The following is a 26,902-nucleotide window of genomic DNA, read 5'->3' as shown; positions in this document are numbered from 1 at the left end:
CGGTTCCGTTAGCATATTGAGCGGCGCAGTAAAGGCTTCACTGGCCTCCTGACGCGACGCGAGAACAGGCGGCGTGCTTTTCCGCCTCGCCATTGCGTGCTACCCCGCGCCGGAAGCCGCGTCCCGCCGGGACCGCGGGCAAGGCGGAGCGGGAATGCACAACACGCTGCCAAAGCTGTCGTTCATCGCAGCCGAGACGCAGGAGGCGCAGGAGGCCGCGCTGCGGCTCTCCGCGCTCTATGGTCAGAGCCGACCGGAGGAAGCCGACGTCATCGTGGCGCTCGGCGGCGACGGCTTCATGCTGCAGACACTGCACCAGAACATGAATGCGGGGTGCAAGATCTACGGCATGAACCAGGGAACCGTGGGTTTCCTGATGAACGAGTATCGCGAAGCCGAGTTGCGGGAACGTGTGGGCGCTGCTATCGCGGAGACGATCCGTCCGCTTCGGATGCATGCCGTGACCGACCAGGGCGAGGAGGTTGATGCGCTTGCGATCAACGAAGTATCCCTGCTGCGGCAGTCCTATCAGGCGGCGAAGCTGCGCATCACGATTGACGGAAACGTGCGGCTCGAGGAGTTGATCTGCGACGGAGCTATGGTCGCCACGCCCGCGGGATCCACCGCCTACAACCTATCCGCCCAGGGTCCGATTCTCCCGCTCGACGCGCCGCTGCTCGCGCTGACGCCGGTCAGCGCGTTCCGACCGAGGCGCTGGCGCGGCGCGCTGATCCCGAACCAGTCCACCGTCAGGTTCGACATCCTCGAAGCGGCGAAACGTCCGGTCAATGCGGTGGCGGACCACACGGAGGTGAAGTCGGTGGTGGCGGTGACGGTGAGCGAATCGCGCGACGCGACTGCGACGATCCTGTTCGATGCCAGCCACAGCTGGGACGAGCGGATCCTCGCCGAACAGTTCCGCTACTGACGCTGAAACGAAAGACCCGGCACGCTAAGCATGCCGGGCCTTCTTAAGAAACCGGGCAACGAAGCCCGGCTCGAAGGATTTCCTACCAGCGGTAGCTGATGCCGAGTTTCACCGTGTGGATTTCGTCGAGTTCGTGGGTGAAGTTGAAGTTCGCGCCACCTCCGGACACTGCCGTATGGCTGATGTCCTCGAAGTCCATGAACATGTACTCGGCCTTCAGGGTCAGACGCTCGGACAGACCCACTTCGACACCGCCACCGATGGTATATCCGAACAGGAACTCGTCCGCGGTGGTGCCCGACACGAGGGTCGTGCCCGTTGCGTTGGTGTCGGTGAACGACACTTCCGTGTTGAGCCCGGCAACGCCGCCCTTGGCATAGACGAGGAAGTTGTCGAACGCATAGCCGGCCCGAGCGGTCAACGAAGCGTAGAGATCGCTCTCTACCGAAGCGACGCTGTCCCCCGGACGCACGCCGATATACGGTCCGTACTGCCCGCTGTCGTCCAGGCCGAGATAGCCGAGTTCGGCTTCACCGCCGAAGACGAAACCGCCGGACTGCCAGTTGTACCCGACATGGACACCGCCCAGGAAGCCGGAGGTATCGTAGTTCTGGCTGAATCCGGTGATGTTGTAGCCGTTGTTGTCATAGACATCGACGTCGCCCCAGCCACCGCCGGCGAACACGCCGATATACGGCCCGGTCCAGTCGTAGATCACCGGCGCGGCCGCCGGCGCGACGTATGGCTCGACGACATCCGCCGCCAGGGCAGGTGCCGCGATCAAGGCTGCGCCGCCGAGCACTGCCATCCGCATCGAAATTCTGATCATCCTCGAAGTCATGTCGCATCCTCTGCGTTTTCGAATCAAACAGTCCGGCCCCGCCCCGGGTCTGTTCGCAAGAATTATAACAGGATTGTCACATCGACCCTATTGCGCGCTTGCAACACCGGGTGGCCAATTCGGCCGGAGAGTCGGAAAAAGACTTAACCTGTGTTACGTTTTGGACCAACGTATCGCCGCTCAGCCGCATGGAACCGAATCCGGGGCAGACCGTTGCGTATCCAAGTCGATTCCCGCACGGAAGGTTGACTTTTATTGCGCTGCAACGTAACGGCACGGTATTGAAGGGTCATTTCGTTGCCCAACGCGCGCCCTTCTAGGCGACGCCGAACAGCCAAAGATAATCGAGAGATCGTGTCAGCAGACGACCAGAACGCTCCAGAAGCGGTAACATTCGCAGACCTCGGTCTGTCCCCCAAGGTATTGTCCGCCGTTACCGACGCAGGCTACACCACCCCAACGCCGATCCAGGCGGGCGCGATCCCGCATGCGGTCCAGGGCAAGGACGTGCTGGGCATAGCCCAGACCGGCACCGGCAAGACGGCGGCCTTCGTGCTGCCGATGATCACGCGCATCGAAAAGGGCCGCGCCAGGGCGCGCATGCCGCGAACTCTGATCCTCGAGCCGACGCGCGAGCTCGCCGCGCAGGTCGAAGAGAATTTCATCAAGTACGGCAAGAACCATAGGCTCAACATCGCACTTCTGATTGGCGGCGTGTCGTTCGACGAGCAGGAAAAGAAGCTGGAGCGCGGCGCCGACGTGCTGATCGCGACGCCCGGCCGCATGCTCGACCATTTCGAGCGCGGCAAGCTGTTGCTCACCGGCGTCGAGATCCTCGTGATCGACGAGGCCGACCGCATGCTCGACATGGGGTTCATCCCCGACATCGAGCGCATCTGCAAGCTCATCCCCTTCACGCGCCAGACGCTGTTCTTCTCGGCCACCATGCCGCCGGAGATCACCAAACTTACCGAGCAGTTCCTGCAGGCGCCGGTGCGGGTGGAGGTTTCCAAGGCCGCTTCGACCGGCGCCAACATCACCCAGCGGCTGGTGAAATCCGGCAATAAGGCCTGGGACAAACGCGAGGCGCTGCGGAACCTGATGCGCGCGGAAGACGAGAACCTCAAGAACGCAATCATCTTCTGCAACCGGAAGGTCGATGTCTCGGAACTCTTCCGATCGCTCGTGCGCCACGGTTTCGACGCTGGAGCGCTGCATGGCGACATGGACCAGCGCGCACGCATGGCCATGCTGGCGGGCTTCCGGGACGGCAAGCTGCGCTACCTCGTGGCATCCGACGTCGCCGCGCGCGGCCTCGACATTCCCGATGTGAGCCACGTGTTCAACTTCGACGTTCCCATCCATGCCGAGGACTACGTCCACCGCATCGGCCGTACGGGTCGCGCCGGCCGCCTTGGAAAGTCCTTCACCATCGTCACCAAGTCGGATGCCAAATATCTCGACGCGATCGAGAAGCTGACCGGTAACAAGATCGAATGGCACGACGGCGACCTGTCGACCGTGGTGCAGAACGAGGGCGAGGACGACGCGCCGCGGCGCGGCCGTGGCGCGCCCAAGCGCGGTTCGCGCAAGGAAGAGAGCGGACGCCCCCGCCGCGCCCGGGGATCGGAAAAGCCGATCCGCAATCCGGTTGCGGAAGTCGTCGAGGAAGCCGGAACGGAACAGCCCGCTGCGGCCGAGACGCAGTCGCCGCCGCCCGCCCCAAAGGAGCGCCGAGACGCGATCCGCTCGCAGAATGCGCGCCGTAAGGATGCCCCGGCGGAGCAGCCCGAACCCCGTCCGGTTCAGGAACGCGCACCGGCCAATACCAACCGTGGTCGCCGCAAGCCCGACGACATGGCGGACGGCACCATCGGTTTCGGCGACGACATGCCTGATTTCATGAAGGTCGCCGTGAAGGTATGACGAGCAGGGGTCGCGACGAGCGGCCCCTTATCATTCCGTCCATCCTCGGACTGGCCCATCACCATTGCGCCGCTGGCGGTAGATAAAGCCGTCCCGCTTTTCCATCGTCCTGGACGACGAGGGCGCTCCGCGTCCGGGAGGAACACTTGACCCGCAAAGCCGCGCACGCGGCCGGACACGGCCATCAGCCGGACGGACCGCACGCCTGGTTCCGCCTCGGCATCTGCATGCTGCTTGGCACCATCGGCAGCGTCGGCATGTGGGCGATCGTGGTTATCCTGCCCGCCGCACAGGTGGATTTCGGCGTCAGCCGCGGCGAGGCCTCCCTCCCCTACACCCTCACCATGGTCGGCTTCGCCATCGGCAACGTGGTGATCGGCCGCTTCGTCGACCGCATGGGCGTGGTGGTTCCTATCACGGTGGCGGCGGTAATTTCCGCGGTTGGCTTCGTCGCGGCCGGGCTCGCGCCGAGCAACTGGATGCTGGCGGCCGCGCAACTCCTCATCGGCATCGGCACCGCGGCGACCTTCGGCCCGCTGATGGCGGACGTCTCGCGCTGGTTCGACAAGCATCGCGGCATCGCGGTGGCCGGGGCCGCGACGGGCAATTATATCGCCGGCACGATCTGGCCCTGGGTCGTGACCTGGGGGATGACGACGCAGGGATGGCGCGTCACATGCGCCGGCATCGGCATCTTCTGTCTGGTGACAATCATTCCACTGGCGCTTTTCCTCAAGGCGCGACCTCCGGAGACAGACGGCAGTAGTGCCGGAACTGCACCGCAGCCCAAGTTCAAGATCGACCTCTCGCCGCGGGCGCTGCAATGGCTGCTGATCGTCGCCGGCGTCGGCTGCTGCGTGGCCATGTCGATGCCGCAGGTCCACATCGTCGCCTACTGCGCGGATCTCGGCTACGGCGTGGCGCGAGGCGCGGAAATGCTGTCGCTGATGCTCGCGGCCGGCATCGTCAGCCGGCTCGCCTCCGGCTTCGTGGCCGACCGTATCGGAGGGGTGAAGACGCTGCTCATCGGCTCGGTGCTCCAGGGGCTATCGCTGCTGCTCTACATTCCCTTCGACGGCCTCGTGTCGCTCTACGTCGTCTCGTTCATCTTCGGCCTTTCGCAGGGCGGCATCGTGCCGTGCTATGCCATCATCGTGCGGGAATACCTGCCGCCCCGCGAGGCCGGCGAGCGCATCGGGATCGTCATCATGGCGACGATCGTGGGCATGGCCCTCGGCGGCTGGCTTTCCGGCGTGATCTACGACATCACCGGCTCCTACGCCGCCGCCTTCATCAACGGCATCGGGTGGAACGTGCTCAACGTGTCGGTGATGCTGTTGATCCTGACGCGGACGCGCAGGCGCCGCGAGGCCTTCGCCTGATCAGAACGCCTTGAAGGTCAGTGTCGTGAGCGTCCGAAAGATGCCCGGCACGTTAGCGACGTTCTCGTCGATGAACTTGCCGATATCGACGCTGTCCTCGATGTAGAGCTTCATCAGGAGGTCGTAGTCGCCGCTGGTGGAATAGAGCTCCGACGCGATCTCGCGCTCGAAGATCGCGTCCGCGACCTCGTAGGTCTTCCCCGGATGGCACTGGACCTGGACGAAAACGGCTCTCATTCGCACTCCATCTATCGCATGCTGCGGGTCTGGCCGGCCCGCGGCCGACCTTCCGCCCTGCGCCCTAGCCTGTCAACAAGGTGCGTGTCAGCGCATGGGCCGGATCGGCCAGTCCGTCGATGACGTTGAAATGATGGCGGTCGGGCTCTTCCACGCAAGAGGTTTCGGCGCCGCAGCCGATCCAGGCGTTGGCGAGAAGCGCGTTCTGCCTGATGAACTCCGAGCGCTCTCCCGCCCCGACCCAGCAACAGATGCGGGCCCCCGCGGCCGGTTCGAGCAGCGCCGGGCTTTCCGAAAGGGCTTCGGCATGATCGATGTGCAGGGTCTGGTTCTGTTCGATGCGCATGATCGGGCGCAGGTCGTGCACGCCGGAGATCGACACGACGTTGCGCAGCCGCGAGCGCGTCGCCTCCGACAGCGGCGAGTCGGCGCAGACCATGCGCGAGACCAGATGGCCGCCCGCCGAGTGCCCGGTCAGGAACATCGGTCCGTCGATCTCGCCGGCCGCATGCTCGATCGCGCGGCCGATCTCCTGCGTGATGCCGGCGATGCGGATTGCCGGGCAGAGCGTGTAGGACGGCATCGCCACGGCGTAGCCGCTGTCGACGCTTCCCTTTGCAAGATGCGACCAGAAGCTGTTGTCGAAACGCAGCCAATAGCCACCGTGGACAAAGACCACGAGACCCTTCGGCGCGCCTTCGGGAAGGAAAAGGTCGTAGACGTTTCGCTCTGCTTCGCCGTAGCGGATGCCGAGCTTCGCGCGACCGCCGGCCTGCATCTGGTCCCGATAGGCCTTCGCCGGAGCGACCCAGGCGTCGGGCCAGCGGTCGCCGCCTGGAATGTTCGGTCCGTTCGCGTAGGCGTCGTTCCAGTCGGTAATGCGGCGGTAGATCATCGGCGGCCCTCCTCCTCGGCTTCTAAGCAGGCGCGGCGCTCCGGGCAAGGCCGTGGCGACGCGAAACGCCCACATCAGAGCGCCAGCGCCGTCTCCTGCTTGATGTCCTTCAGCACCAGGTTCGTGCGGACGTTGGATATCCCCGGCAGGCGGAACAGGAACCCTTCCAGGAAGTCGTTGTAGGCGGCGAGATCCGCGCAGACGATGCGCAGGTGATAGTCGGCCTCCCCCGTCGTGGCGAAACAGTCGAGCACCTCCGGACGGCGCTTCACTTCGGCGATGAACGTATCCACGTGGTTGTGATCGTGGCGTGTCAGGGAAACGTGCACGATCGCGTGGAAGTCCATGCCGACCGCCGCCGCATCCACGATGGCGCAGTAGCGGCGGATGATACCGGCCTCCTCCAGAGCCTTCACGCGACGCCAGCACGCCGACGCCGACATGCCTGCCCGGTCGGCGAGTTCCTGGTTGGAAACGCGGCTATCGGCCTGCAACGCCGCCAGGATGCGCCGGTCCTGCTCCTCCAGTTTCGTCACTCCTGCCCCGCTGCGAGAATTTCTTCCGGAGACTGAAGCGATATCGAAGAGTCCTGCCGCATGCCAGCGCCCATTGCGGAAATCTGGACAAACATTCCAGCCGATCCAGCTATGATGGGCGGACCCAATGGGAGGTTACCTTGACGGCACATGATCCCATCCGCGATTTCTCGCGCTACAAGCTGCAGGACCGCTACACCGAGACAGCCGGCCGCGTATTTCTGACGGGCACGCAGGCGCTGGTGCGCGTCGCGCTCGATCAGGCGCGGCGCGACCGGGAGGCAGGCAGGAACACGGCCGGCTTCATCTCCGGCTACCGCGGCTCGCCGCTTGGCGGCCTCGATCTCGAACTCTGGCGCGTGAAGAAGCTGGTCGAGGAGAGCCGTATCGAGTTCCTGCCCGCGGTGAACGAGGATCTCGCCGCGACTGCCGTGCTCGGCAGCCAGCAGGTCGAGACCAATCCGGACAAGACGGTCGATGGCGTCTTCGCCCTCTGGTACGGCAAGGGTCCGGGCGTGGACCGCGCGGGTGACGCGCTGAAGCACGGCAACGCCTACGGTTCCTCTCCGAACGGCGGCGTGCTCGTCGTGGCGGGCGACGATCATGGCTGCGTTTCCTCGTCCATGCCGCACCAGTCCGATGTCGCCTTCATGGCCTGGTTCATGCCGATGCTGAACCCGGCGAGCGTGGCGGAGTATCTCGCCTTCGGCGAGTGGGGCTACGCCCTGTCGCGCTTCTCGGGCATGTGGGTCGGCTTCAAGGCGATCTCCGAGACGGTGGAATCGGCCGCCTCGGTCGAGCTGAGAGCGGACCGCATCTTCGCGGCGCCTAATTTCACCCCTCCCCCCGACGGTCTCCACTATCGCTGGCCCGACCTTCCCGGTCCCCAGATCGAGGAGCGGATGGAGGCCAAGAAACAGGCCGTCTTCGCCTTCGCCGACGCCAATCCGATCGACCGGCATATCTACGACGTCAGGGACGCTCGCTTCGGCATCGTCACCACCGGCAAGGGCCACCTCGACCTGATGGAGGCGCTGCGCCTGCTCGGCATCGGCGAGGCCGAATGCCGGGAGCTCGGCATCGACATATACAAGGTCGGCATGGTCTGGCCGCTGGCGCGCCGCGACGCGCTCGACTTCGTGCGCGGCAAGGACGAGGTGCTGGTCGTCGAGGAGAAGCGCGGCATCATCGAGAGCCAGTTCAAGGAATATTTCTACGACTGGCCCGGTCACAAGCCGCGGGTCATGGTGGGCAAGCGCGACGAGAACGGCGAGAGGCTCGTGCCCTGGACCGGAGAACTGTCGCCGCACCAGCTCGTGCCGATCGTGGCGAAGCGGCTGGAAGGCATTTTTCCGGAGCGCGGCTTCATGGCGCGCGCGGCGGAAATCACCGGCGAAAACGCGATCTCGCTCAGTGTCGAAGGCGCGACGCGGACGCCCTACTTCTGCTCGGGCTGTCCCCACAACACCTCGACGAAGGTCCCGGAAGGCTCCAAGGCGCTCGCCGGCATCGGCTGCCACTTCATGGCGAGCTGGATGGACCGCGACACCACCTCCCTGATCCAGATGGGCGGCGAAGGCGTGAACTGGGCGGCCTCCTCACGGTTCACCTGCAACGGGCACGTGTTCCAGAATCTGGGCGAAGGAACCTGGTACCATTCCGGCTCGATGGCGATCCGCCAGGCGGTCGCGGCGAAAGCCAACATCACCTACAAGATCCTGTTCAACGACGCCGTCGCCATGACCGGCGGCCAGCCGGTGGACGGTCCCGTGTCGGTGCAAGGCATCGCCCACTCCGCGCGCGCTGAGGGCGTGGCGCGGATCGCGCTGGTGTCGGACCAGCCGGAGAAGTTCTCCGCCGGCGATTTCCCGTCCGGTCTCACCATCCACCATCGCCGGGAGATGGACGCGGTCCAGCGCGAACTGCGGGACCTTTCGGGCGTGACCGTGCTGATCTACGAGCAGACCTGCGCCACCGAAAAGCGTCGCCGCCGCAAGCGCGGCACCATGGAGGATCCCAAGAGGTTCGCCGTCATCAACGAACTCGTCTGCGAGGGGTGCGGCGACTGTTCGGTGGAATCGAACTGCCTGTCGGTCGAGCCGGTGGAGACCGAGTTCGGGCGCAAGCGGCGGATCAACCAGTCCTCCTGCAACAAGGATTTCTCCTGCGTGAACGGCTTCTGCCCGAGCTTCGTGACGGTGGAAGGGGCTACCCGCAGGAAGAAATCCGGCATCGAGTTCGACCTGGCAAAGCTGGCAAGCGACCTCCCCTCGCCCGATCTACCGCCGCTGGAAAAGCCCTTCGACCTCCTGATCACCGGCGTCGGCGGGACCGGGGTCGTCACCATCGGCGCGCTGGTCACCATGGCGGCGCATCTGGAGGCCAAGGGATCGTCCGTGCTGGACTTCACCGGCTTCGCGCAGAAATTCGGACCGGTGCTCTCCTTCGTGCGGATCGCTCGCTCGCCCGAGGCGATCAACCAGGTGCGGATCGATCAGGGCGCGGCCGACGCGCTTATCGGCTGCGACATCGTCGTCTCCTCTTCGCCAAAGGCCTCGGCGACGTACCGGCCGGGAATGAAGGCGGCGGTCAACCTCGCCAAGATGCCGACGGGTGACATCGTGCGCCGCCGCGACGCCGATCTGTCGGTCGACAAGCGGCTTTCGGCCATCTCTGGCGTGGTCGGCGAAGGGTCGCTCGCTGCCGTGGATGCCAACATGCTTGCCGAAAAACTCTTCGGCGACAGCGTCTTCGCCAACGTCATGATGCTCGGCTTCGCCTGGCAGCAAGGGCTCGTGCCGGTGTCGGAACAGGCGCTGCAGCAGGCGATCGAACTCAATGGCGTGGCGATCGAAGCCAACCACCGCGCCTTCCTGCTCGGGCGCGTCGCGCAGGCGATGCCGGAGCGACTCGAAGAGCTGTTAGGGCCCAAACCCGAGCCGAAGGAGACGCTGGACCAGACGATCATCCGGCGCGAGGCCTTCCTTACCGACTATCAGGACCGGCGCTATGCCGATCGCTACCGCCGTATCGTCGACAGGGTGCGCGAGGCTGAACGGCCGCTCGGTTCCGGGACGCTGACGGATGCCGTGGCGCGTTCTCTGTTCAAGCTGATGGCCTACAAGGACGAATACGAGGTGGCGCGCCTGCATACGCAGACCGGGTTCGCCGAACGGCTCAAGGGTGAGTTCGAAGGGGATTTTCGTATCGTCCACCATCTCGCCCCGCCGCTTATGCCCGGCGGCAAGGACGCACGCGGACGACCACTGAAGCGCGCCTTCGGCCCCTGGATCAGGACGCCGTTCAGGCTCCTGGCGCGAATGAAGGGCCTTCGCGGCACCGCGTTCGACCCGTTCGGATACACGGCGGAACGGCGCATGGAGCGTGGCCTGATCGGCTGGTACGAGGCGAAGATCGATCGGGCGCTGGCGGAACTCTCGCCCGATGCCCTGCCCCGGCTTACGGACGCCATGCGCCTGCCGATGCAGATCCGCGGCTACGGGCCGGTCAAGGACGAGGCGGTGCGGCGCGTGAAGGCGGAGATGGAGAAACTGCTTCCCGGATGAACCGATTGATATCGCGAAGCCGCTGCATCCGCGCGGCTCAGTGCGACCAGGGGACCTTCTGGTTGGAAAAGTCCTTCCAGCGGGCCCGGAGTTCGTCCTCGACGATCGTCAGGTCGCGTGCCTGCCAGCCGTGGATGATGCCGCAGGCGCGGTGGAAGCCCGGAGGCCGGTCCGGCGCCGCCAGCCCGCCCAAGAGAAGATCGGTCGTCGCGATGTCGTTGTAGCGGCCGAGGCCATCCTGGAGCCGCGACAGCGCCTTCGCGAAGGGTGCGGCCTTCTTGCTCTTCGCGCAGAGCGGCAAAAGGAAATCGGTCAGATAGCGCAGCTTCTTGACGGCGAGCCTGAGCTCGTGCCGCTTTTCCGGCTTCAGCTTCGCGAACTTGCGCCCGCGCTTGAGCACCTTGCGGAACTGACGATCCAGCACGCCGCTCGCATAGCCCGACGCCGGCTGTCCGAGCAGTTCCAGGACGTCCACATGGGATTCGTCGCGCCACCCGCGCGCCTCGATCCATCGCGCGAGCGCCAACGAAAACCGCAGCGCGCGCATGTCGGCCAGCGCGGCGCGGGACCTGTCGTAGGCTTTCTTCCGTTCGTCGCCGGCTTGTCGGACCAGAAGGTCGAACCCGGCTGCGTCCGGGCAGCCGGCAGCGATTGGCGGTACCGTCTGGCCTATGAAGACGTCCCAGTTGCGTGCATCCCCCTGCTCGCCCGCGATCCACTTCGCCTCCTGGCCAAAGGCCGCGGCTTCGGTCGATCCAGTCGCCTTGTGGATGACGTTGAGGATCGAGCGGAGCCTTCGCAGCGCGACCCGGACTTGATGCACCCCTTCGGGATGACGGCCGTCGAGCGCGGGCGGCCGGTTCTCGATGAAGTGGCGCAGCGCCGTCCCGAGCATGCCCGAAAAGGCGTCGTCGAGGTCGACACCGGAAGGGAGGTTTGCCCCTGCCGGCTTCTTGAAACCCGGCGGACGATCGAGCGTGAGGTCGAAGCCGCGCGCTGCCTTGCTGTAGAGGCTCATTTCGACCGGCGCCAGGTCGAGCAGTTCGAGCGCGACGTCGTAGAGCGCGCCGACCCTGCCCGAGACCAGTTCGAGTTCGATCTCGCTGAGCGCCTCGCGCCGTTCGCCCGCGACAACTTCGCCCGCATCGACGGCGAGTTCGATGCAGGCGTCCGGCAGGTCGAGCTTGCGTGCGCGACGCTTCACCTGCGTGCTCAGCACAGGCGCGAGGTCGGCCGCTTCGATCGTTTCGCGGAACGCCTGGGGCACGTCCTCCGGCAGGGCCGAAAGGTCCGGCTCCATCGTCGCGACCTCGACCTCCCATTCGCCGCGCCCGATCACGCCGCCGCCGGCTGCTGAAAGGGACTTGACCGTCATCACGTAACGGCTGCCGGTCTTGCGTACGCGCAAGGTCCAACCTGCGTTCCAAAGCTTGCGCTCGCTCGTGTCGTAGTAGACGGAGCGCAGATTGCGTGTGACGCCGCTATTGCGCGCGTAGCGCTCGATCGCCCGTGAGGTAGCAAGCGCGGCGAGGTCGTCCGGTCCTACGATGAGCTTCAGCTCGATTTCCACGGAAGCAGAGTTCTTGCCCCCGTTCGCCGGCCGTCCCCGAACTGCTTCGCCCTGGCTCATCGTTCCCGTCGTCACTTTCTTCCGGTGCGTCCCGCCGGCCTGAGCGTCGAGACAATAACCGTCACAGTCAACCCGCATCTCGATGATGCGCACGCGGGAGGGAACCTTTGCCGACTTGGCTCATTTAGGGGAAAAAGAACTATCCGTCGTTATCTTAGGGCGGAACAAGAACTGACAGGTGGGGTTATTTCTGCGTGCAATATCTCAATTCCAACCCGTTGAGCGGGCTCCGTATTCTGGTTGTCGAGGACGATCTCTTGATCGCCATGGACATGGAAGCGACGCTGGAGGATTTCGGCTGCCGCGTCGTGGGCCCATGCGAGCGGCTGGACAAGGCGCTTGCCGCCGCCGATGAAACGATCGACGGGGCTATCGTCGACATGAACCTGCGCGGAGAATACTCCTTCCCGCTCATCGAGAAGCTGCGCGGCAAGGGCATTCCTACCGTCGTTTGCAGCGGCTACGTGGACCTTCCAGACATCAAGCTGCGGCTGAAGGACGTTCCGATGCTGCCCAAGCCGTGCGCCACGGACAAGCTGCTTGAGATCATGAAGCGGACCTTCGTGCGCGAACAGCGCCGCCCTCAAGCCGCGGCGAACTGAATCTCGCAGATCAGCCCGGTCGGTTCGAATCCGATCCTCGCTTCACCGTCCAGTTCGTATTCGGCACTGCGCGCGATCAGCGTGTGACCGAACCCGGCTTCGGACGGAGCCTCCACGAGCGGACCGCCGCTTTCGCGCCAGACGAACTCAATGAGCGGGCCGGCCCCTTCCGTGATCTTCTTCCACTCGATTGCCACCTTGCCGCTTTCCGTCGACAGCGCGCCGAACTTGAGCGCGTTGGTGACAAGCTCGTGAAAGATGAGACTGAGCGCGAGCGCCGCCTTGGGCTCGAGCGTGACGTCCGGCCCCGAAATGCCGATGTCGCCACCCTGCCCCGGACGGAACGGATGCAGGGTCCGTTCCAGCACTTGCCGAAGGTTGGTCTCGCCCCAGTTCGATTCGAAAAGCAACGCATGCGCGTCGGAGAGCGCGCGCAGCCGGCTGGTCAGGGCCTCCTCGTAGTCGTCGACAGTGCGGCTTCGCGATGCCGTGCGCCGCACGATGGACATGACCATGGCAAGCGTGTTCTTCACCCGGTGGCTGAGCTCGGCGACCAGAAGCTTCAACTGCTCTTCCGCGCGCCTTCTCTCCACCCTCTCGCGCGACTCTGCGAGAGCGCGATCGACCGCCGCCGGCAACCGCATCAAACGCTGCTTCAGGACGTAGTCTGTCGCGCCCTTCTTGAAGGACTCGATGGCGATCTCCTCTCCGAGCACCCCGGAGACGAAGATGAAGGGCGTGTTGGGGGCCTTCTCGATGGCGAGGTCGAGCGCTGCCATGCCGTCGAAGCCGGGAAGCGAGTAATCCGAGAGAATGACGTCGCAGCGGCCGCTTTCTAGCGCCTCGACATAGTCCCGGCGGCCGATGGCGCGCACGATCTCAGGCTCCGGCGAGACCTGCCGCACATGTTCGGAAATCAGTTCGGTATCGAAGTCGCTGTCCTCGAGAAGCAGAATGGTAATCGGCGTATTCGAAACTGCCTTCATGTGCGGCGAAACCTCCGGGGGGCCTCGTTGAGGATTGCCCAGAAGACCCCCAGATCCTGGATGGCCTTGAAGAATTCGGAAAATTCCACGGGCTTCACGACGAAAGCGTTGACGCCGAGGGCATAGCTCCTGACGAGATCCTGCTCCTCTCGCGACGAAGTGAGCATCACCACCGGGATGTGCTTCAGGTCCGCGTCCCCCTTCACCTGCTGAAGGACCTCGAGCCCGTCGATCTTCGGCAGTTTCAGATCCAGGAGAACGACCGTCGGATCGCCGCCGTCGCGTCCGGCATGAGCGCCGCGCGCGTAGAGGTAGTCGAGCGCTTCCTCGCCGTCGCGCGTCACAACAATGTCGTTCGCAAGCTGGCACTTCTCGAGCGCCGCCAATGTCAATTCAAGGTCCTTCGGACTGTCCTCGACCAAGAGGACCGGAGGAAGTTCAGCCACCGTCGTCTCCTTTCTCCTTCACCGGCAGCGCGAATTGGAAGCGCGCACCCTTGTCGACCTCACCTTGGGCCCAAATGCGGCCGCCGTGACGCTCGACCACCCGGCGCGACAATGCCAGTCCGATGCCGGTTCCCTCGAAGTCCTCGACGCGCTGCAATCGCTGGAATACGCCGAACAGTTTCTCGATGTATGCCATGTCGAAACCGACGCCATTGTCGCTGATGGAGTAGACGGTCTCGTCGCCCTCCCTCCTGCCGCTGATCGAAATGACGGCCTCTTCCCGCGGGCGCGTGTATTTGACCGCGTTCTCGATGAGATTGTGGCACACCTGCCGCAGCAGCGTGGCGTCACCCCAGGCCGCGGGCAGCTTTTCCACGTGCCAGACGATCCGACGCTCCCTAGCCGTAATGGCCATGGACTGGCGCACCTCTGTGACGATCTTGTCCATGTCGACCTTCTTGAGCGCCAGCTCCGTCCGCCCGAGGTGGGAGAAGTTCAGGAGGTCGTCGACCAGGCGACCCGCCGCGACGGCCGATTCGGCGATCGTATCCAAATAGTGCCGCGACTTCTGGTCGAGGTTCTTCTCCCGCTCACGAAGGAGCTCGGAAAACCCCACGATGTGGCGGAACGGTGCGCGCAGATCGTGCGAGACGGAGTAGGAGAAGGCTTCCAGTTCCTTGTTGGACCGTTGCAGGTCCTCCGTCAGTTGCGCCAGTTCCTCGGCACGGCGCAGCACGATGCCGACCACCGAGTCGCGCAGGTTTCGCGCCGCAGCTATCTCGGACTGGCTCCAGGGCTCGGACCGGTTGCGGACCTGCTCCTTCCATTCCTCGAAGGATATTCTCGGATGGATCCGTCCGGCCTCGCGCACCACCTCGTGCGGATCGCCGCCCCAGGTAACGGTCCGCACCACTTCGGGACGGAACCACAGGAGCCAGCTCGGATAGAGCTCCGAGATCGTTATCGCGATCAAGCCGCTGGCGACGCCGGTGAACGCAGATGCGTCCGGGAAATCCACGGCGAGCCGGTCGGTGGAGACGATGTCCGAAGTCCCCTTTTTCTCCAGCCAGTCGATGATGGACCGGATCTGCGCTTCGTCGGGGCATGTTCCGGTGCACCAGCATCCGTCTTCCGCCACGATCGCGGCACCAGCGGCGCCGACCTGCGACAGCAGATCCTGCTCCTGCGCCATGATGCCTTTGCGCCAGTCCGAGACATAGGTCATGGCGGCAAGGAGCCGGCGCGAGGTTTCCCCCAGTTGCATGTGCTTCGCCGCCTCGCGCGCCCTGGCCTGGCCGGAGATCCGCATCGCGGCCGACTGCACGGCGAAATCGCAAGCATCCCGCACGTTCAGCGCCACCATGTGGGGGTTGCGGCTGTGGCAGGCGACCAGGCCCCACAGTTCGCCGTCGACGACGATCGAGATCGACATCGAGGCAGCGGTGCCCATGTTGCGCATGTATTCGAGATGGACTGGAGAGACGCTGCGCAAGACCGAGAAACTGAGGTCAAGAGGCCGCCCGGTGCGGGGATCGGTGTCCGGCTCGATCGGCACCGGGGCATAGTCCACGTCCGGAATGATCCGCACCCGATTGAGCCTATAGAGTTCACGCGCCTGCGCCGGTATGTCGCCAGCGGGAAACCGCAGCCCCAGATAGGACGGCAGGGTGCCGTTGCCCTGTTCGCCGATGACGTTGCCGTTCCACTCTTCGTCGAACCGGTAGACGAGCACGCGGTCGAAGCCGGTGAGGTTGCGGACATGCCGTGCCAGCAGATCGGCGATCCCGTGATCGTCCCGCGCCGTCGCCAAGCTGTCAGCGAACCGTCGCAAGCGCGGAAAGAGCCGTTCCACCGACTTTTCTCCGCCAACCGGAACGGTTTCGAATTCCAGAAGGATGGTCTCGCCGGAACGGTGCGCGGCGGCGTTCATCGCCTGGCCGCCGATCTCGAACTGCTGCTGCAAGCCGGTCTCGTCCGTACCCATCGCGTCCGCGACCTCCCGAGCGACATCGGGAAGGACATCGGCCAGACGCGCGCCCCTGGCGATCGGCAATCCGAGTACCGCGGCGGCATTCGTACTCGCATGCGTGATCGCGAGACCCGAGCCCTCCAGCCCGAGCAGCACGCCGTGCGGCTGGATGGCCCCGGGGATGTGGATCGGCTCGCGCGCGCACTCGTCCAGATCGTCGGATTTCGGATCGGTCAAGCCATCTCCTCGTTTCCGCAAAGACAAAGATACATCTGGTCGAAGGTCGCCACCGCGCCCGCGACGACCCCGTCATGAGCCGACACAGGCACGCGGTCGCTGATGGTGGCCTGGAAACCACGCCACATCCTGCCGACGTCGCGGCCGTAGCTGGTGAAATACGAAAGCCCCCGATCGGGGACCCACGGGCTATGCTCCAGCCAGCGATTGATGACCTGACCGCCCAGCGTCGAACCTTCGACCACATAGAGCGAACCGAAGGCGCTCTCCAGCGACGGTTCTCCGAGCATGATCTCGTCGGCACCATCTGATCGTAGCGGGGCCAGGCCCATGGCTGCGAGGTCGCGCTCGACCAGATGCAGCTTGCGCCGAGGCTCGAAGAAGTCGCGCTCCACGGGCGATGCCTCCATCCACGGCTCCCAGGCCTGATAGAAGCGGTGAAACCGGCCGAGCAGGCGAACGATTTTGGTGCGCGTTACCGTGTACGGGGTAAGGCCCATGTCCCGTTCCAGGCGCACGTGCCGGCTTGCGGTCTCCTTACGAAGCCGTTCCATGAGTGGCAGCGGTAGCGCCAAGACGTCCTCTTGTTCTTTCAGTTTCGCCCTACCGTCCGCCCGGATCTTCGGCATTCCCCGAACCGAGCGAGCGCAAACAAACGCACAAGGCGATCGAAGGTTCACACGGTGCCCGAGCGTCACGCTTCCTCGCGCCCGAAGCTATCCAGTTCGGCCGTGACCCGGCACACGACCCCACCCGGCTCGAACTCAATCTCGACTTTCGAATCCACGGTGCCGGCCAGGCCCGCCTTGATCAGCCGCGTCCCCGCGCCGTTCTTGCCGGGCGGCGATACCGGCGGACCGCCTTCCTCGCGCCAGGTCATGGTGAAAAGCAACGTATCGCCATCCGTTTCCCTCCCCCATGTCAGGCTGACGCTGCCTCCTTCCCCCGACAGCGCGCCGTACTTGGTGGCGTTGGTGGAAAGCTCGTGAAGGATGAGCGACAGGGACAGGGCGGGACGCGAGGCGATCTGCATGTGCGGCCCCTCCGCCCGGATGCGCGGCATGCGCTGATCGTCATGGACCTCCATGGTCTTCCTGACGATTTCGCCCACCGTCGTCTTGCCGCTCGACCCCGAAATCAGGCTCTCGTGCGCCCCCGCCAGAGCCAGGAGCCGCTCCGACACCGTCTTGCCCGCCGCCATCAGATCCGTCGAGGAGCGAAGCGTCTGGTTCACGATGGCCTGGACCATAGCGAGCTGGTTCTTCAGCCGATGGCCGAGTTCCCTGCGGCGCAGCGTCTGCAGGCGCTCGGCCTCCACCTTGTCGCTGACGTCATGTCCCTGCACGAAGATGCCGCTCACCTGGTCGTCGTCGGTGAAGATCGGCTGATAGACGAAGTCGATGTAGCGCTTCTCCGGCTCATCGCCGTCCTGCTGCCGCAGCGAGACGGGCATGTTGGTGCCAACATAGGGCTCGCCGGTGCGGTAGACTTCGTCCAGGAGATCGATGAACCCCTGGTCCACCACCTCTGGAAGGGCCTCCGCGACGGTGAGCCCGACCAGACTGCGGCCACCCACGAGCCGCTCGTAGGCGTCGTTCGCCAGGATGAAGTGGTGCCCCGGCCCCGCCAGGATGCCGATGAAGCCGGGCGCCTGCTTGAACATGTCGCGCAGCAGCTTGCTTTCGGCGCTGATCGCCTGGTTGGCGGCCTGCACCTCGCGGGCCCGCTGCAACACGCCCGCTTCCGCGACCAGTTCGCGCGCGCCGCGCTCGCGCAGCCTCTGCAACTCGGTGATGTCGACGGTGTGCTGGAGGATGTAGCGGAACACGCCGCTCGCGTCGAAGACGGGCGTGTGCGTGGCGCTCCAATAGCGCATGTTCGGTCGATCGCCGGGCTGGGAGGTGTCGTAGGGGATGACGGCGATGTGGTCGCGCTCGTGCGTCGTCAACACCTTGTCCAGCGACCGGCGCAGGAGATTGTAACTCGCGCTCTCGGTGGGGCTGGGGAAGGCGTCGAACAGGTAACGCCCGACGATCTCCTCGCTGCTCCCGCGGCCCACGGCCGAGAGATAGGCGTCGTTGCAGGTAACGATGTTCAGGGCTTCGTCGAAAATGACGTACGCGTTCGGGGAAGCCTTGAACATCGCCTCAAGGTCCAGCGAACCGGCATCGGTTGTTCGAAACAGTTCACTACTCCCGGAGTTTGGCCGTCCCCTCTGCGCGATTTTATACTCGGGATTCGCCGCTCAGGTCCACTGTCACGCGTGGATGAGTCCGCAGGGAAGGAAAATGTGACATTCTAGCAAGACGGAAAGAAAGCCAGGCCCAGTTCGGCCTCCGTCCCGCGACGGCCCGGTGCGGTTTGAAGCCGCGAAGGCAGCATGCTGAACCCGGAAGAGTACCCTCGCACCCATGCCCGGCGGCGCCTTCTATACCCCGGCCGCGTATCGGCGGAGGCTGGAGAAGCCTGGTGGCAGCGAACGGGACATATGGGCGAGAAAGCACCGCGATGCTGTGAAAAGAAATGGCGCGAGTGACGGGGCTCGAACCCGCGACCTCCGGCGTGACAGGCCGGCACTCTAACCGACTGAGCTACACCCGCGCACCGACATTGGGGCTTGCGCGCCCGTCGTCGTGGGCGGTGAATTAGGCGCTTCGACCCTGTGTGTCAAGCGCATTGGCGGCGCGCGGCGAACTTGTTTTCGGGCGCTGCCTCAAGGGTCGCGCTACCGCTGCGGAACCTATTAAAGGTACGCCGCAATCGTGTGGGACAGACTTGCACGCGGGCGTCAAACCGCTTAAATCGCGCGCTTGGGGCGATTAGCTCAGTTGGTAGAGCGCTTCGTTTACACCGAAGATGTCGGCAGTTCGAGCCTGTCATCGCCCACCATCATTCGACCGGACCCGACAACCGACCGGCATCGCGCCGCTTGCTGCTGACTTCTAGCCGCTGACGCCTTCCGCCGGCACGGGCCGGATGGATGGCATCGCCGCGCGGACGAGGTCGTGCAGCGCTTCCGGTTCGCTCCTGAAGATGGAGAACAGACGGGCGCGCATGCGGGGCTCCCAGAACTTGTTGATGTGCTCGGCAACGCCCGCGACGGCTTCCTCGTGCGGCTTGGATGCAAAGAAGCCGGCGATCTGGTTCGCCATGCGCGCGGTCTTGTCATGCGACATTCTGGGCCTCTCCACCGGTGAGCCGTTCGGGGTGGGTGAACACGTCGAACTCGTCGCCGCGGACCAGCGCGACCAGCATGATGCCCGCTTGCTCAGCCGTGCGCACCGCGAGCGCAGTGGGGGCGGATACCGCGAAGATCGCGGCCGATCCCATCGCCGCGGCTTTCTGAACCATCTCGACCGAGACGCGCGAGGTGATCACCACCGCGCCTTGTGCGCAGTCGGTGCCGGCCCGCGCGAGAGCGCCCGCCAGTTTGTCGAGCGCGTTATGGCGGCCGACGTCCTCGCGCGCAGCGACGATGCCCTTGCCGGGGACATAGAAACCGGCCGCGTGGACGGCTCCGGTCTCGGCGTGCATTGGCTGAGCCTTCGAGAGTAGCCGGACGGCCTGGACAATGTCCGACGACGAGAAGGAAGCGCTTGTGCCGTTCAGGTCTGCCACCGCACGCACGGCCTCCTCGATCGATTCGATGCCGCAAAGCCCGCAGCCGACCGGGCCGGCCAGCCGCCGGCGCCTAGCCTGGAAGCGCGTGCTGGCGTCCTCGATCAGGCGGATCTGGATATCGATGCCCTCCCCGGCCTGCTCGATCCCGATTGCCTCGATCTCGCCGGGAGACGCGACCACGCCCTCGGTCAGCGAGAAGCCGACCGCGAAATCCTCCAGATCGGCCGGCGAGGCCATCATCACCGCATGCGTGGTCCCGGCGTAGGAAAGCGCGACGGGCGTCTCCTCCGGCAGCATGCGCGCCGATGCACGCATGCCGGCGGCCCGTCTGGCGAGGCGCGTGGTGGAGGTGAGCGGCTCTCTCAAGGGTGCTCTACTCCGCGGCTTCCAAGCGGCCTTCGATGCGGCGGCTCATGCGGGCCTGCTCCTCGTATTCGCGCTGCCAGTCGCTCGGGCCGTTCGACGGCGCGACCTGCACGGCCGTCACCTTGTACTCCGGACAATTGGTCGCCCAGTCGGAGAAGTCGGTGGTGATGACGTTGGCCTGCGTGTCGGGATGATGGAAGGTCGTATAGACGACGCCGGCCGCGACGCGGTCCGTGATGAGCGCCCTGAGCGTCGTCTCGCCGGCACGGCTCGCCAGCCGCACCCAGTCGCCGTCACGCACGCCGCGCTGTTCGGCATCGTGCGGATTGATCTCCAGCCGGTCCTCGCCGTGCCACACGACGTTGTCGGTGCGCCTGGTCTGCGCGCCGACATTGTACTGCGACAGGATGCGGCCGGTGGTGAGCAGCAGCGGGAAGCGCGGCCCCGTCTTCTCGTCGGTCGCGACATATTCGGTGCGGATGAACTTGCCCTTGCCGCGCACGAAGCCGTAGACATGCATGATCGGCGTGCCGTCCGGCGCCTTTTCGTTGCAGGGCCACTGGACGGACCCCTTCTCCTCCAGGAGTTCGTAGGAGACGCTGGCGAAGGCCGGCGTGGTCTGCGCGATCTCGGCCATGATCTCGCTCGGATGCGCGTAGGCCCAGGTCAGGCCCATCGCCTGCGCGAGGCGCTGCGTCACCTCCCAGTCGGCCAGGCCGTTCTTGGGCGCCATCACCTTGCGCACGCGGTTGATGCGGCGCTCGGCATTGGTGAAGGTGCCGTCCTTCTCCAAGAAGGTCGAACCCGGAAGGAAGACGTGGGCGTAGTTCGCGGTCTCGTTCAGGAAGAGGTCGTGCACGACCACGCATTCCATCGCGGCGAGGCCCGCGGCCACGTGTTTGGTGTCGGGATCGGACTGGAGGATGTCCTCGCCCTGGACGTAGATGCCCTTGAACGAACCTTCGACGGCCGCATCCAGCATGTTGGGGATGCGAAGGCCGGGCTCGTCGTCGAGCTTGACGCCCCAGAGGCTCTCGTAGACATCGCGAACCGCTTCGCCCGATATGTGGCGATAGCCCGGCAATTCATGCGGGAACGAGCCCATGTCGCAGGCGCCCTGGACATTGTTCTGGCCGCGCAGGGGATTTACGCCGACACCGCGCCGGCCGAGATTGCCGGTCGCCATGGCGAGGTTGGCGATCGCCATGACGGTCGTGGAGCCCTGGCTGTGCTCGGTGACCCCGAGGCCATAGTAGATCGCGCCGTTGCCGCCGGTGGCGTAGAGGCGCGCAGCACCTCGGATCACTTCCGGATCGACGCCGGCCAGCTTGCCCACGACCTCCGGCGAATTCCGTTCCTCGGCGACAAACGCCGCCCAGTCCTCGAACTCCGACCAGTCGCAACGTTCGCGGACGAAGGTCTCGTCGAAGAGGCCTTCGGTAACGATGACATGGGCGAGCGACGTCACCACCGCGACGTTGGTGCCCGGCCGCAGCGGCAAGTGATAGTCCGCCTTCGCGTGGACGGAGTTGACGGTCTCCGTCTCGCGCGGATCGAGGACGATCAGCTTCGCGCCCTGGCGGATGCGCTTCTTCATGCGCGAGGCGAAGACCGGATGGGCCGCCGACGGGTTGGCGCCGATCACCATGATGACGTCCGACTGCTCGACGGAATCGAAGTCCTGCGTCCCTGCCGAGGTGCCGTAGGTCTGGCCGAGGCCGTAGCCGGTGGGCGAATGGCAGACGCGGGCGCAGGTGTCGACGTTGTTGTTGCGGAAGCCCTGGCGGATCAGCTTCTGGACGAGATAGGTCTCCTCGTTGGTGCAGCGCGAGGAGGTTATGCCGCCGATGGAAGCGCGACCATATTGGTACTGGATGCGGCGGAATTCGCTCGCGATATGGGCGAAAGCCTCCTCCCAGGTGACCTCGCGCCAGGGATCGGTGATCTTCTCGCGCACCATGGGATTGAGGATGCGGTCCTTGTGGGTCGTATAGCCCCAGGCGAAGCGGCCCTTGACGCAGGAGTGGCCGCGATTGGCCTTGCCGTCCTTCCACGGCACCATGCGCACGACTTCCTCGCCGCGCATCTCCGCCTTGAACGAGCAGCCGACGCCGCAATAGGCGCAGGTGGTGACGACCGAATGTTCCGGCTGGCCGATCTCGATGACGCTCTTTTCGGTCAGCGTCGCGGTCGGGCAGGCCTGCACGCAGGCGCCGCACGAGACGCACTCGGAATCGAGGAAGGCCTCGTGCATGCCGGCCGAGACGCGGCTTTCGAAGCCCCTGCCCTCGATGGTCAGCGCGAAGGTGCCCTGCACTTCCTCGCAGGCGCGCACGCAGCGCGAGCAGACGATGCATTTCGACGGGTCATAGGTGAAGTACGGGTTGGATTCGTCCTTCGGCATCCAGCGGTCGTTTTCCTCGCCGTCCGCCCGGCTCCTGGCGAAGACGTGGTTGTCGCCCTCGTAGCCGTAGCGCACGTCGCGCAGGCCGACGGCGCCCGCCATGTCCTGCAGCTCGCAGTCGCCATTGGCCGCGCAGGTGAGACAATCGAGCGGATGATCGGAAATGTAGAGTTCCATCACGCCGCGCCGGATGTCCTTCAGGCGGCCGGTCTGGGTGTGGACGACCATGCCGGACGCCACCGGCGTGGTGCAGGAGGACGGCGTACCGTTGCGTCCCTCGACCTCTACAAGACAGAGCCGGCACGAGCCGAAGGCGTCGACCATATCGGTGGCGCAGAGCTTCGGAATGGCGATGCCCGCCTCCATGGAGGCACGCATGATCGAGGTGCCTTCCGGGACCGTGACGGTGAAGCCGTCGACGGTCAGCGTCACCTGCTTTTCCGATCCGGAGGCCGGGGTGCCGTAGTCGATTTCGTGGATCAGGCCCATGGGAATGCTCCTAGCCATCCTGCTTGCTTGCCAGCGTATGCGCGACGAGCGCGTTGGCGTGGCCGTGTCCGAGACCGTGTTCGGCTTTCAGCCAGTTCACGATCTCCATGTGCTTCATGCCGGACTTCGTCCGGATCAGCGTGGTCCAGTGCTCGATCGGCTGCCCGTAGGTCTTCTCGATCGAGGGGAAGTAGGACGCCGGACCCTTGACCTTCTCAGTCACTCCGCCGCCTCCGCCATCGGACGCGGCGCGAAGTCTTCCGGAAAATGGTTGATCGCGCTCATGACCGGATAGGGCGTGAACCCGCCCAGCGCGCACAGAGAGCCGAACTTCATCGTGTTGCAGAGGTCCGTGACGAGCGCGAGGTTCTTCTCCGGCTGAACGCCGGAGGCGATCTTGTCGATGGTCTCGACGCCGCGGATCGAGCCGACGCGGCAGGGCGTGCACTTGCCGCAGCTTTCGATGGCGCAGAACTCCATCGCGAAGCGCGCCTGCTTAAGCATGTCGGCGGTGTCGTCGAAGACGGTGATGCCAGCGTGGCCGATCAGGCCGTCCCTGGCGGCGAACGCCTCGTAGTCGAACGGCGTGTCGAACATCGAAGGCGGGAAATACGCGCCGAGCGGGCCACCGACCTGAACGGCCTTAACCGGCCGGCCGGACGCAGTGCCGCCGCCAATGTCGTTGACGATCTCGCCGAGCGTCATGCCGAAGGCCGCCTCGAAGAGACCGCCGTTCCTGACGTTGCCGGCTATCTGGATCGGGATCGTGCCGCGCGAGCGGCCGAGGCCGAAATCCTTGTAGAATGCGGCACCCTTGTCGAGGATGACCGGGACGGAAGCGAGCGAAATGACGTTGTTGACGACCGTCGGCTTGCCGAACAACCCCTGCAACGCAGGCAGCGGCGGCTTGGCGCGCACGACGCCGCGCTTGCCTTCCAGCGAATTCAGGAGCGAGGTCTCCTCGCCGCAGACATACGCGCCGGCGCCGACGCGCACTTCCATGTCGAACATATTCGGCGAGCCGAGCACGTTCCAACCCAGCATCCCGGCCTCGCGCGCGATCTCGATGGCGCGGCGCATCACCTTAATGGCATGGGGATATTCGGAGCGGATGTAGACGTAGCCCTTGGTCGCGCCGACCGCGATGCCGGCAATCGCCATGCCCTCGATCAGCACGAAGGGATCACCCTCAATGATCATGCGGTCGGCGAAGGTGCCCGAATCGCCCTCGTCGGCGTTGCAGACGATGTACTTGTTGGCGGCCTTGGCGTCGTGGACGGTCTGCCACTTGATGCCGGTCGGGAAGCCCGCTCCGCCGCGGCCGCGCAGGCCGGATTCCGTGACGATCTTCACCACCTCCAGGGGCGACACCGCCAGCGCTTTCCTGAGACCGGCGAGACCTCCGTTGGCCTCGTAGTCCGCCAGCGAGAGCGGATCGGTGATGCCGCAGCGGGCGAAGGTGAGCCGCGTCTGGCGGGTCAGGAACGGAAGTTCGTCGGGCCGGCCGAGCAGTTTCGGGTGCGCTCCGCCAGACAGGAAATCCGCATCGAACAGCGATGCCACGTCGCCTGGCCGGATCGGTCCGTAGGCGATGCGGCCCGCGCCGGTCTCGACCTCGACCATCGGCTCGAGGAAATAGGCGCCGCGCGATCCGTTGCGCACGATCGTCGCTTCCATGCCGCGACCCTGAAGCTCCGCCGCTATCGCCTTTGCGACCTTGTCCGCGCCAAGCGCCAGTGCGCCGGAATCGCCGGGTATATAGATGACGTGGGTCACGAGCGGACCCCCGCGACGATCTCGTCGACCACGTCGGCATCGATACGCCCGATCACCGCGCCGTCCAGCATGGCCGCGGGCGCGCAGGCGCACAGGCCGAGGCAGTAGACCGGCTCGAGGGTTACCGAACCGTCGGCCGCCGTTTCGTGAAAGCCGACACCGAGTGCGGACTTCACCATCGCCGCGACCTGGTCCGATCCCATGGACTGGCAGGCTTCGGCCTGACAGAGCTTCAGGACGTGCCGACCGGCCGGATGCTTGCGGTAGTCGTGGTAGAAAGTCGCAACCCCATGGACTTCGGCCCGCGAAAGATTGAGCTTATCGGCTATGACCGGAAGCGCTTCGACGGGAACGTAGCCAAACTCCTCCTGAATGCCGTGCAGAATCGGAAGCAGCGGGCCTTCGAGCGCCCCGTGCTCGTCCACGACCATGGCCGTGCGTGCTGCGACATCGGCTGGTGCCTGGGTACTTGCGTGCTGCATGGACATGCAGCGCCCTCCCTGATTGGCTGTTAGGCGGGTCGCTCTGAACTCCCTTCGCCAGATCAAGGCACGGAATTCGCGAACGCACGCTTGTTGGCTATCAAGCCAGACAAAACCACGGGATTCAATAAAGCTGTTCCGTCGTTCGATAGGCGTTTCCTATCAAACCATCGAAGAAGCGACAGCGATCTGTGGGAATCCCGTCGCTCTGAGCACGGAGGCAGTGGCTATCTCAGGGTTTCCCTGATTTTAGGCAGCTCACCAGACGCACACGAGCCTCTCCAGGCCATGGAAATGAAAGCCGTCGCGGTATCGCGGCGGCTGCGCGAGGCTCAGTCCCGGCAGCCGTTCGAACAGGACCTTCAGCGCCACCTGCATTTCCAGCCTCGCGAGCGGCGCGCCGATGCAAAAGTGGATACCGGCGCCAAAGGAGACGTTCTTCTGGTCCGGCCGGTCGGGATCGAAGCGGCGAGGATCGACGAACGCCGCCGGATCGCTGTTCGCCGCGCCAAGCAGCAACCCCACGCTCTCGCCCGGCGGGACCACGACCCCGGGCTCGATCTCGACGGTCTCGTAGGCGTAGCGCGTGAACATGTGCAGCGGTGCGTCGAAGCGCAGGCATTCCTCGACGGCTTTCGCCGCGTCCGCCTCGGCGGCCACGAAGCGGCGCGGGTCACCCCCCTGCTCCAGGATGGTCTTCACCGCATTGCCGGTCTGATGCACCGTCGCCTCATGGCCCGCGTTCAGGAGCAGGATCACCGAGGAGATCAGTTCGTCCTCGGTCAGCCGCTCGCCGGTCTCACTGGCCGAGATCAGGAGGCTGAGCAGATCGTCACCCGGATCGGAGCGCCGCTGGACAATATAGCCGCGCAGGAAGGCGGAAAAATCGCGCGCGGCGGCATTGGCGTCGTCCTGCGTGTCGCGGGTCGGCCGATGCATGTACATCGCAACCATCCGGTTCGACCAGGCGACGAGTTGCGGGCCCATGTCGGCCGGCACGCCCAGCATCTCGGCGATCACCGTGACGGGGATGGGCGTGGCGAAGGCGGGCAGCAGGTCGGCGCGCCGGTCCTTGTCGAAGCGGTCGACCAATTCGTGCGCCAGGGCCTCGACGCGCGGCCGCAAGCGCTCGATCTGTCGTGACACGAATGCGCGGTTCACCAGGGCGCGGAGCCTCGTGTGCACCGGCGCCTCGCGTTCGAGCAGCGAGTGGCGCTCGGCCGCGTCGAAGGCCGAAAGGTGCTCGCGGCCTTCGATGACGTTGACCGGCGGCCCCCATCGGTTCTCCCGACCGAAGCGGCGGTCGCGCAGCAGCCGGTTTACCGTCTCGAAGCCGGAGACGCACCAGAAACCGTAGTCTTCCCAAAAAAAGGTGGGAGAGACCCGATGCAGATACGCATAGGCGACATAGGGGTTCTGAAAGAAGTCAGCGTCCCGCGGGTTCAGCCGGACACGGCGGCTCGTTGAATCGAAGTTCAGGAAGGAAGGCGCGATCGTCTCTGGACTCATGGCCGGACCATAGTGCGGCTTGTCAGGGCGGCGCCAGTTCGTAGTTTGCGGCCGCAAACACCGTCGCGGAGCCA

22 protein-coding genes and 2 tRNA genes are annotated in these 26,902 nt (G+C 65.1%); 6 read left to right on the top strand and 18 right to left on the bottom strand.

All coding sequences use genetic code 11. The features are described from left to right. The first annotated feature begins 154 nt into the window (after positions 1 to 154). Positions 155 to 928, top strand: a complete 774-nt coding sequence (locus BSQ44_RS11245; protein WP_072604094.1) for an NAD kinase — start codon at positions 155 to 157, stop codon at positions 926 to 928. Positions 929 to 1,010: 82 nt separating this feature from the next. Here the strand turns inward: BSQ44_RS11245 and BSQ44_RS11240 are convergent, their stop codons facing one another. Then, positions 1,011 to 1,736 carry an outer membrane protein gene (locus BSQ44_RS11240; protein WP_157894582.1) on the bottom strand — a complete coding sequence of 242 codons (726 nt, stop codon included), beginning with the start codon at positions 1,734 to 1,736 and terminating at the stop codon, positions 1,011 to 1,013. A gap of 387 nt (positions 1,737 to 2,123) precedes the next feature. Here BSQ44_RS11240 and BSQ44_RS11235 point away from each other — a divergent pair, with 387 nt between their 5' ends. Next, positions 2,124 to 3,695, top strand: a complete 1,572-nt coding sequence (locus tag BSQ44_RS11235) for a DEAD/DEAH box helicase (RefSeq protein ID WP_072604090.1) — start codon at positions 2,124 to 2,126, stop codon at positions 3,693 to 3,695. A gap of 146 nt (positions 3,696 to 3,841) precedes the next feature. Beyond that, positions 3,842 to 5,077 carry an MFS transporter gene (locus tag BSQ44_RS11230; protein ID WP_072604088.1) on the top strand — a complete coding sequence of 412 codons (1,236 nt, stop codon included), beginning with the start codon at positions 3,842 to 3,844 and terminating at the stop codon, positions 5,075 to 5,077. Here BSQ44_RS11230 and BSQ44_RS11225 read toward each other — a convergent pair whose 3' ends face one another. The 3 genes from BSQ44_RS11225 to BSQ44_RS11215 form a co-directional block, all read right to left on the bottom strand. Further along, entirely contained in the window at positions 5,078 to 5,314 is a 237-nt protein-coding gene (locus BSQ44_RS11225; protein ID WP_072604086.1) for an Lrp/AsnC ligand binding domain-containing protein, read from the bottom strand. 64 nt (positions 5,315 to 5,378) lie between these two features. Further along, positions 5,379 to 6,209 (bottom strand): alpha/beta hydrolase, encoded by an 831-nt coding sequence (locus BSQ44_RS11220; RefSeq protein WP_072604085.1) that lies wholly within the window; start codon positions 6,207 to 6,209, stop codon positions 5,379 to 5,381. Between the two features lie 74 nt (positions 6,210 to 6,283). Beyond that, positions 6,284 to 6,736, bottom strand: coding sequence for an Lrp/AsnC family transcriptional regulator (locus BSQ44_RS11215; protein ID WP_072608002.1), 453 nt, complete (start codon positions 6,734 to 6,736; stop codon positions 6,284 to 6,286). 149 nt (positions 6,737 to 6,885) lie between these two features. Between BSQ44_RS11215 and BSQ44_RS11210 the strand changes: the two genes are divergently transcribed. Next, the gene (locus BSQ44_RS11210) at positions 6,886 to 10,311 is read left to right on the top strand and encodes an indolepyruvate ferredoxin oxidoreductase family protein (protein WP_235633387.1); all 3,426 of its coding nucleotides are present in this window, start codon (positions 6,886 to 6,888) and stop codon (positions 10,309 to 10,311) included. Between the two features lie 37 nt (positions 10,312 to 10,348). On the opposite strand, the gene BSQ44_RS11205 is transcribed toward BSQ44_RS11210, so the two are convergent. Beyond that, positions 10,349 to 11,956, bottom strand: coding sequence for a CYTH and CHAD domain-containing protein (locus BSQ44_RS11205; protein WP_162276739.1), 1,608 nt, complete (start codon positions 11,954 to 11,956; stop codon positions 10,349 to 10,351). A gap of 179 nt (positions 11,957 to 12,135) precedes the next feature. Here BSQ44_RS11205 and BSQ44_RS11200 point away from each other — a divergent pair, with 179 nt between their 5' ends. After that, positions 12,136 to 12,543 (top strand): response regulator, encoded by a 408-nt coding sequence (locus BSQ44_RS11200; RefSeq protein ID WP_072604082.1) that lies wholly within the window; start codon positions 12,136 to 12,138, stop codon positions 12,541 to 12,543. Here BSQ44_RS11200 and BSQ44_RS11195 read toward each other — a convergent pair. The 6 genes from BSQ44_RS11195 to BSQ44_RS11170 all read right to left on the bottom strand — a co-directional run bounded on the left by BSQ44_RS11195 (position 12,525) and on the right by BSQ44_RS11170 (position 18,782). Further along, positions 12,525 to 13,529: an HWE histidine kinase domain-containing protein gene (locus tag BSQ44_RS11195; RefSeq protein WP_072604080.1), complete on the bottom strand. Its 1,005-nt coding sequence runs from the start codon at positions 13,527 to 13,529 to the stop codon at positions 12,525 to 12,527. The two genes, BSQ44_RS11200 and BSQ44_RS11195, sit on opposite strands and share 19 nt — an antisense overlap. Beyond that, positions 13,526 to 13,975, bottom strand: a complete 450-nt coding sequence (locus tag BSQ44_RS11190; RefSeq protein ID WP_072604078.1) for a response regulator — start codon at positions 13,973 to 13,975, stop codon at positions 13,526 to 13,528. The genes BSQ44_RS11195 and BSQ44_RS11190 overlap by 4 nt, the downstream gene beginning before the upstream one ends. Then, complete coding sequence (locus BSQ44_RS11185) at positions 13,968 to 16,181, bottom strand: ATP-binding protein (protein ID WP_072604076.1); 2,214 nt, start codon at positions 16,179 to 16,181, stop codon at positions 13,968 to 13,970. The genes BSQ44_RS11190 and BSQ44_RS11185 overlap by 8 nt, the downstream gene beginning before the upstream one ends. Then, positions 16,178 to 16,681: a biliverdin-producing heme oxygenase gene (locus tag BSQ44_RS11180; protein ID WP_072604073.1), complete on the bottom strand. Its 504-nt coding sequence runs from the start codon at positions 16,679 to 16,681 to the stop codon at positions 16,178 to 16,180. The genes BSQ44_RS11185 and BSQ44_RS11180 overlap by 4 nt, the downstream gene beginning before the upstream one ends. A 194-nt stretch (positions 16,682 to 16,875) precedes the next feature. Beyond that, the gene (locus BSQ44_RS11175) at positions 16,876 to 18,324 is read right to left on the bottom strand and encodes a sensor histidine kinase (protein ID WP_072604071.1); all 1,449 of its coding nucleotides are present in this window, start codon (positions 18,322 to 18,324) and stop codon (positions 16,876 to 16,878) included. A gap of 381 nt (positions 18,325 to 18,705) precedes the next feature. Further along, a tRNA-Asp gene (locus tag BSQ44_RS11170) sits at positions 18,706 to 18,782 on the bottom strand. A gap of 212 nt (positions 18,783 to 18,994) precedes the next feature. On the opposite strand from BSQ44_RS11170, the gene BSQ44_RS11165 reads away from it, so the two are divergent. Beyond that, a tRNA-Val gene (locus BSQ44_RS11165) sits at positions 18,995 to 19,070 on the top strand. A gap of 53 nt (positions 19,071 to 19,123) precedes the next feature. Here BSQ44_RS11165 and BSQ44_RS11160 read toward each other — a convergent pair. From BSQ44_RS11160 to BSQ44_RS11130, 7 genes are all read right to left on the bottom strand, one after another. After that, on the bottom strand, positions 19,124 to 19,357 hold the full coding sequence (locus tag BSQ44_RS11160) for a formate dehydrogenase subunit delta (RefSeq protein ID WP_072604069.1): 234 nt from the start codon (positions 19,355 to 19,357) through the stop codon (positions 19,124 to 19,126). Beyond that, positions 19,347 to 20,117, bottom strand: a complete 771-nt coding sequence (fdhD, locus tag BSQ44_RS11155) for a formate dehydrogenase accessory sulfurtransferase FdhD (protein ID WP_072608000.1) — start codon at positions 20,115 to 20,117, stop codon at positions 19,347 to 19,349. The genes BSQ44_RS11160 and fdhD overlap by 11 nt, the downstream gene beginning before the upstream one ends. A gap of 58 nt (positions 20,118 to 20,175) precedes the next feature. After that, positions 20,176 to 23,061: a formate dehydrogenase subunit alpha gene (fdhF, locus tag BSQ44_RS11150; RefSeq protein WP_072604067.1), complete on the bottom strand. Its 2,886-nt coding sequence runs from the start codon at positions 23,059 to 23,061 to the stop codon at positions 20,176 to 20,178. Positions 23,062 to 23,071: 10 nt separating this feature from the next. Continuing rightward, a complete protein-coding gene (locus BSQ44_RS11145) occupies positions 23,072 to 23,284 on the bottom strand; it encodes a DUF4287 domain-containing protein (RefSeq protein ID WP_072604065.1) in 213 nt (70 codons plus the stop codon). Continuing rightward, positions 23,281 to 24,837 (bottom strand): formate dehydrogenase beta subunit, encoded by a 1,557-nt coding sequence (locus tag BSQ44_RS11140; RefSeq protein ID WP_072604062.1) that lies wholly within the window; start codon positions 24,835 to 24,837, stop codon positions 23,281 to 23,283. Before BSQ44_RS11140 ends, BSQ44_RS11145 begins: the two co-directional genes overlap by 4 nt. Further along, complete coding sequence (locus BSQ44_RS11135; protein WP_072604060.1) at positions 24,834 to 25,325, bottom strand: formate dehydrogenase subunit gamma; 492 nt, start codon at positions 25,323 to 25,325, stop codon at positions 24,834 to 24,836. Before BSQ44_RS11135 ends, BSQ44_RS11140 begins: the two co-directional genes overlap by 4 nt. A 252-nt stretch (positions 25,326 to 25,577) precedes the next feature. Next, on the bottom strand, positions 25,578 to 26,828 hold the full coding sequence (locus tag BSQ44_RS11130) for a cytochrome P450 (protein WP_072604058.1): 1,251 nt from the start codon (positions 26,826 to 26,828) through the stop codon (positions 25,578 to 25,580). Positions 26,829 to 26,902: the final 74 nt, after the last annotated feature.

The sequence above is a fragment of the Aquibium oceanicum genome (assembly GCF_001889605.1).
Classification (GTDB): Bacteria; Pseudomonadota; Alphaproteobacteria; order Rhizobiales; family Rhizobiaceae; genus Aquibium; species Aquibium oceanicum.
The sequence above is the reverse complement of the archived record's forward strand: the minus strand, read 5'-3'. Positions and strand labels throughout refer to the sequence as shown.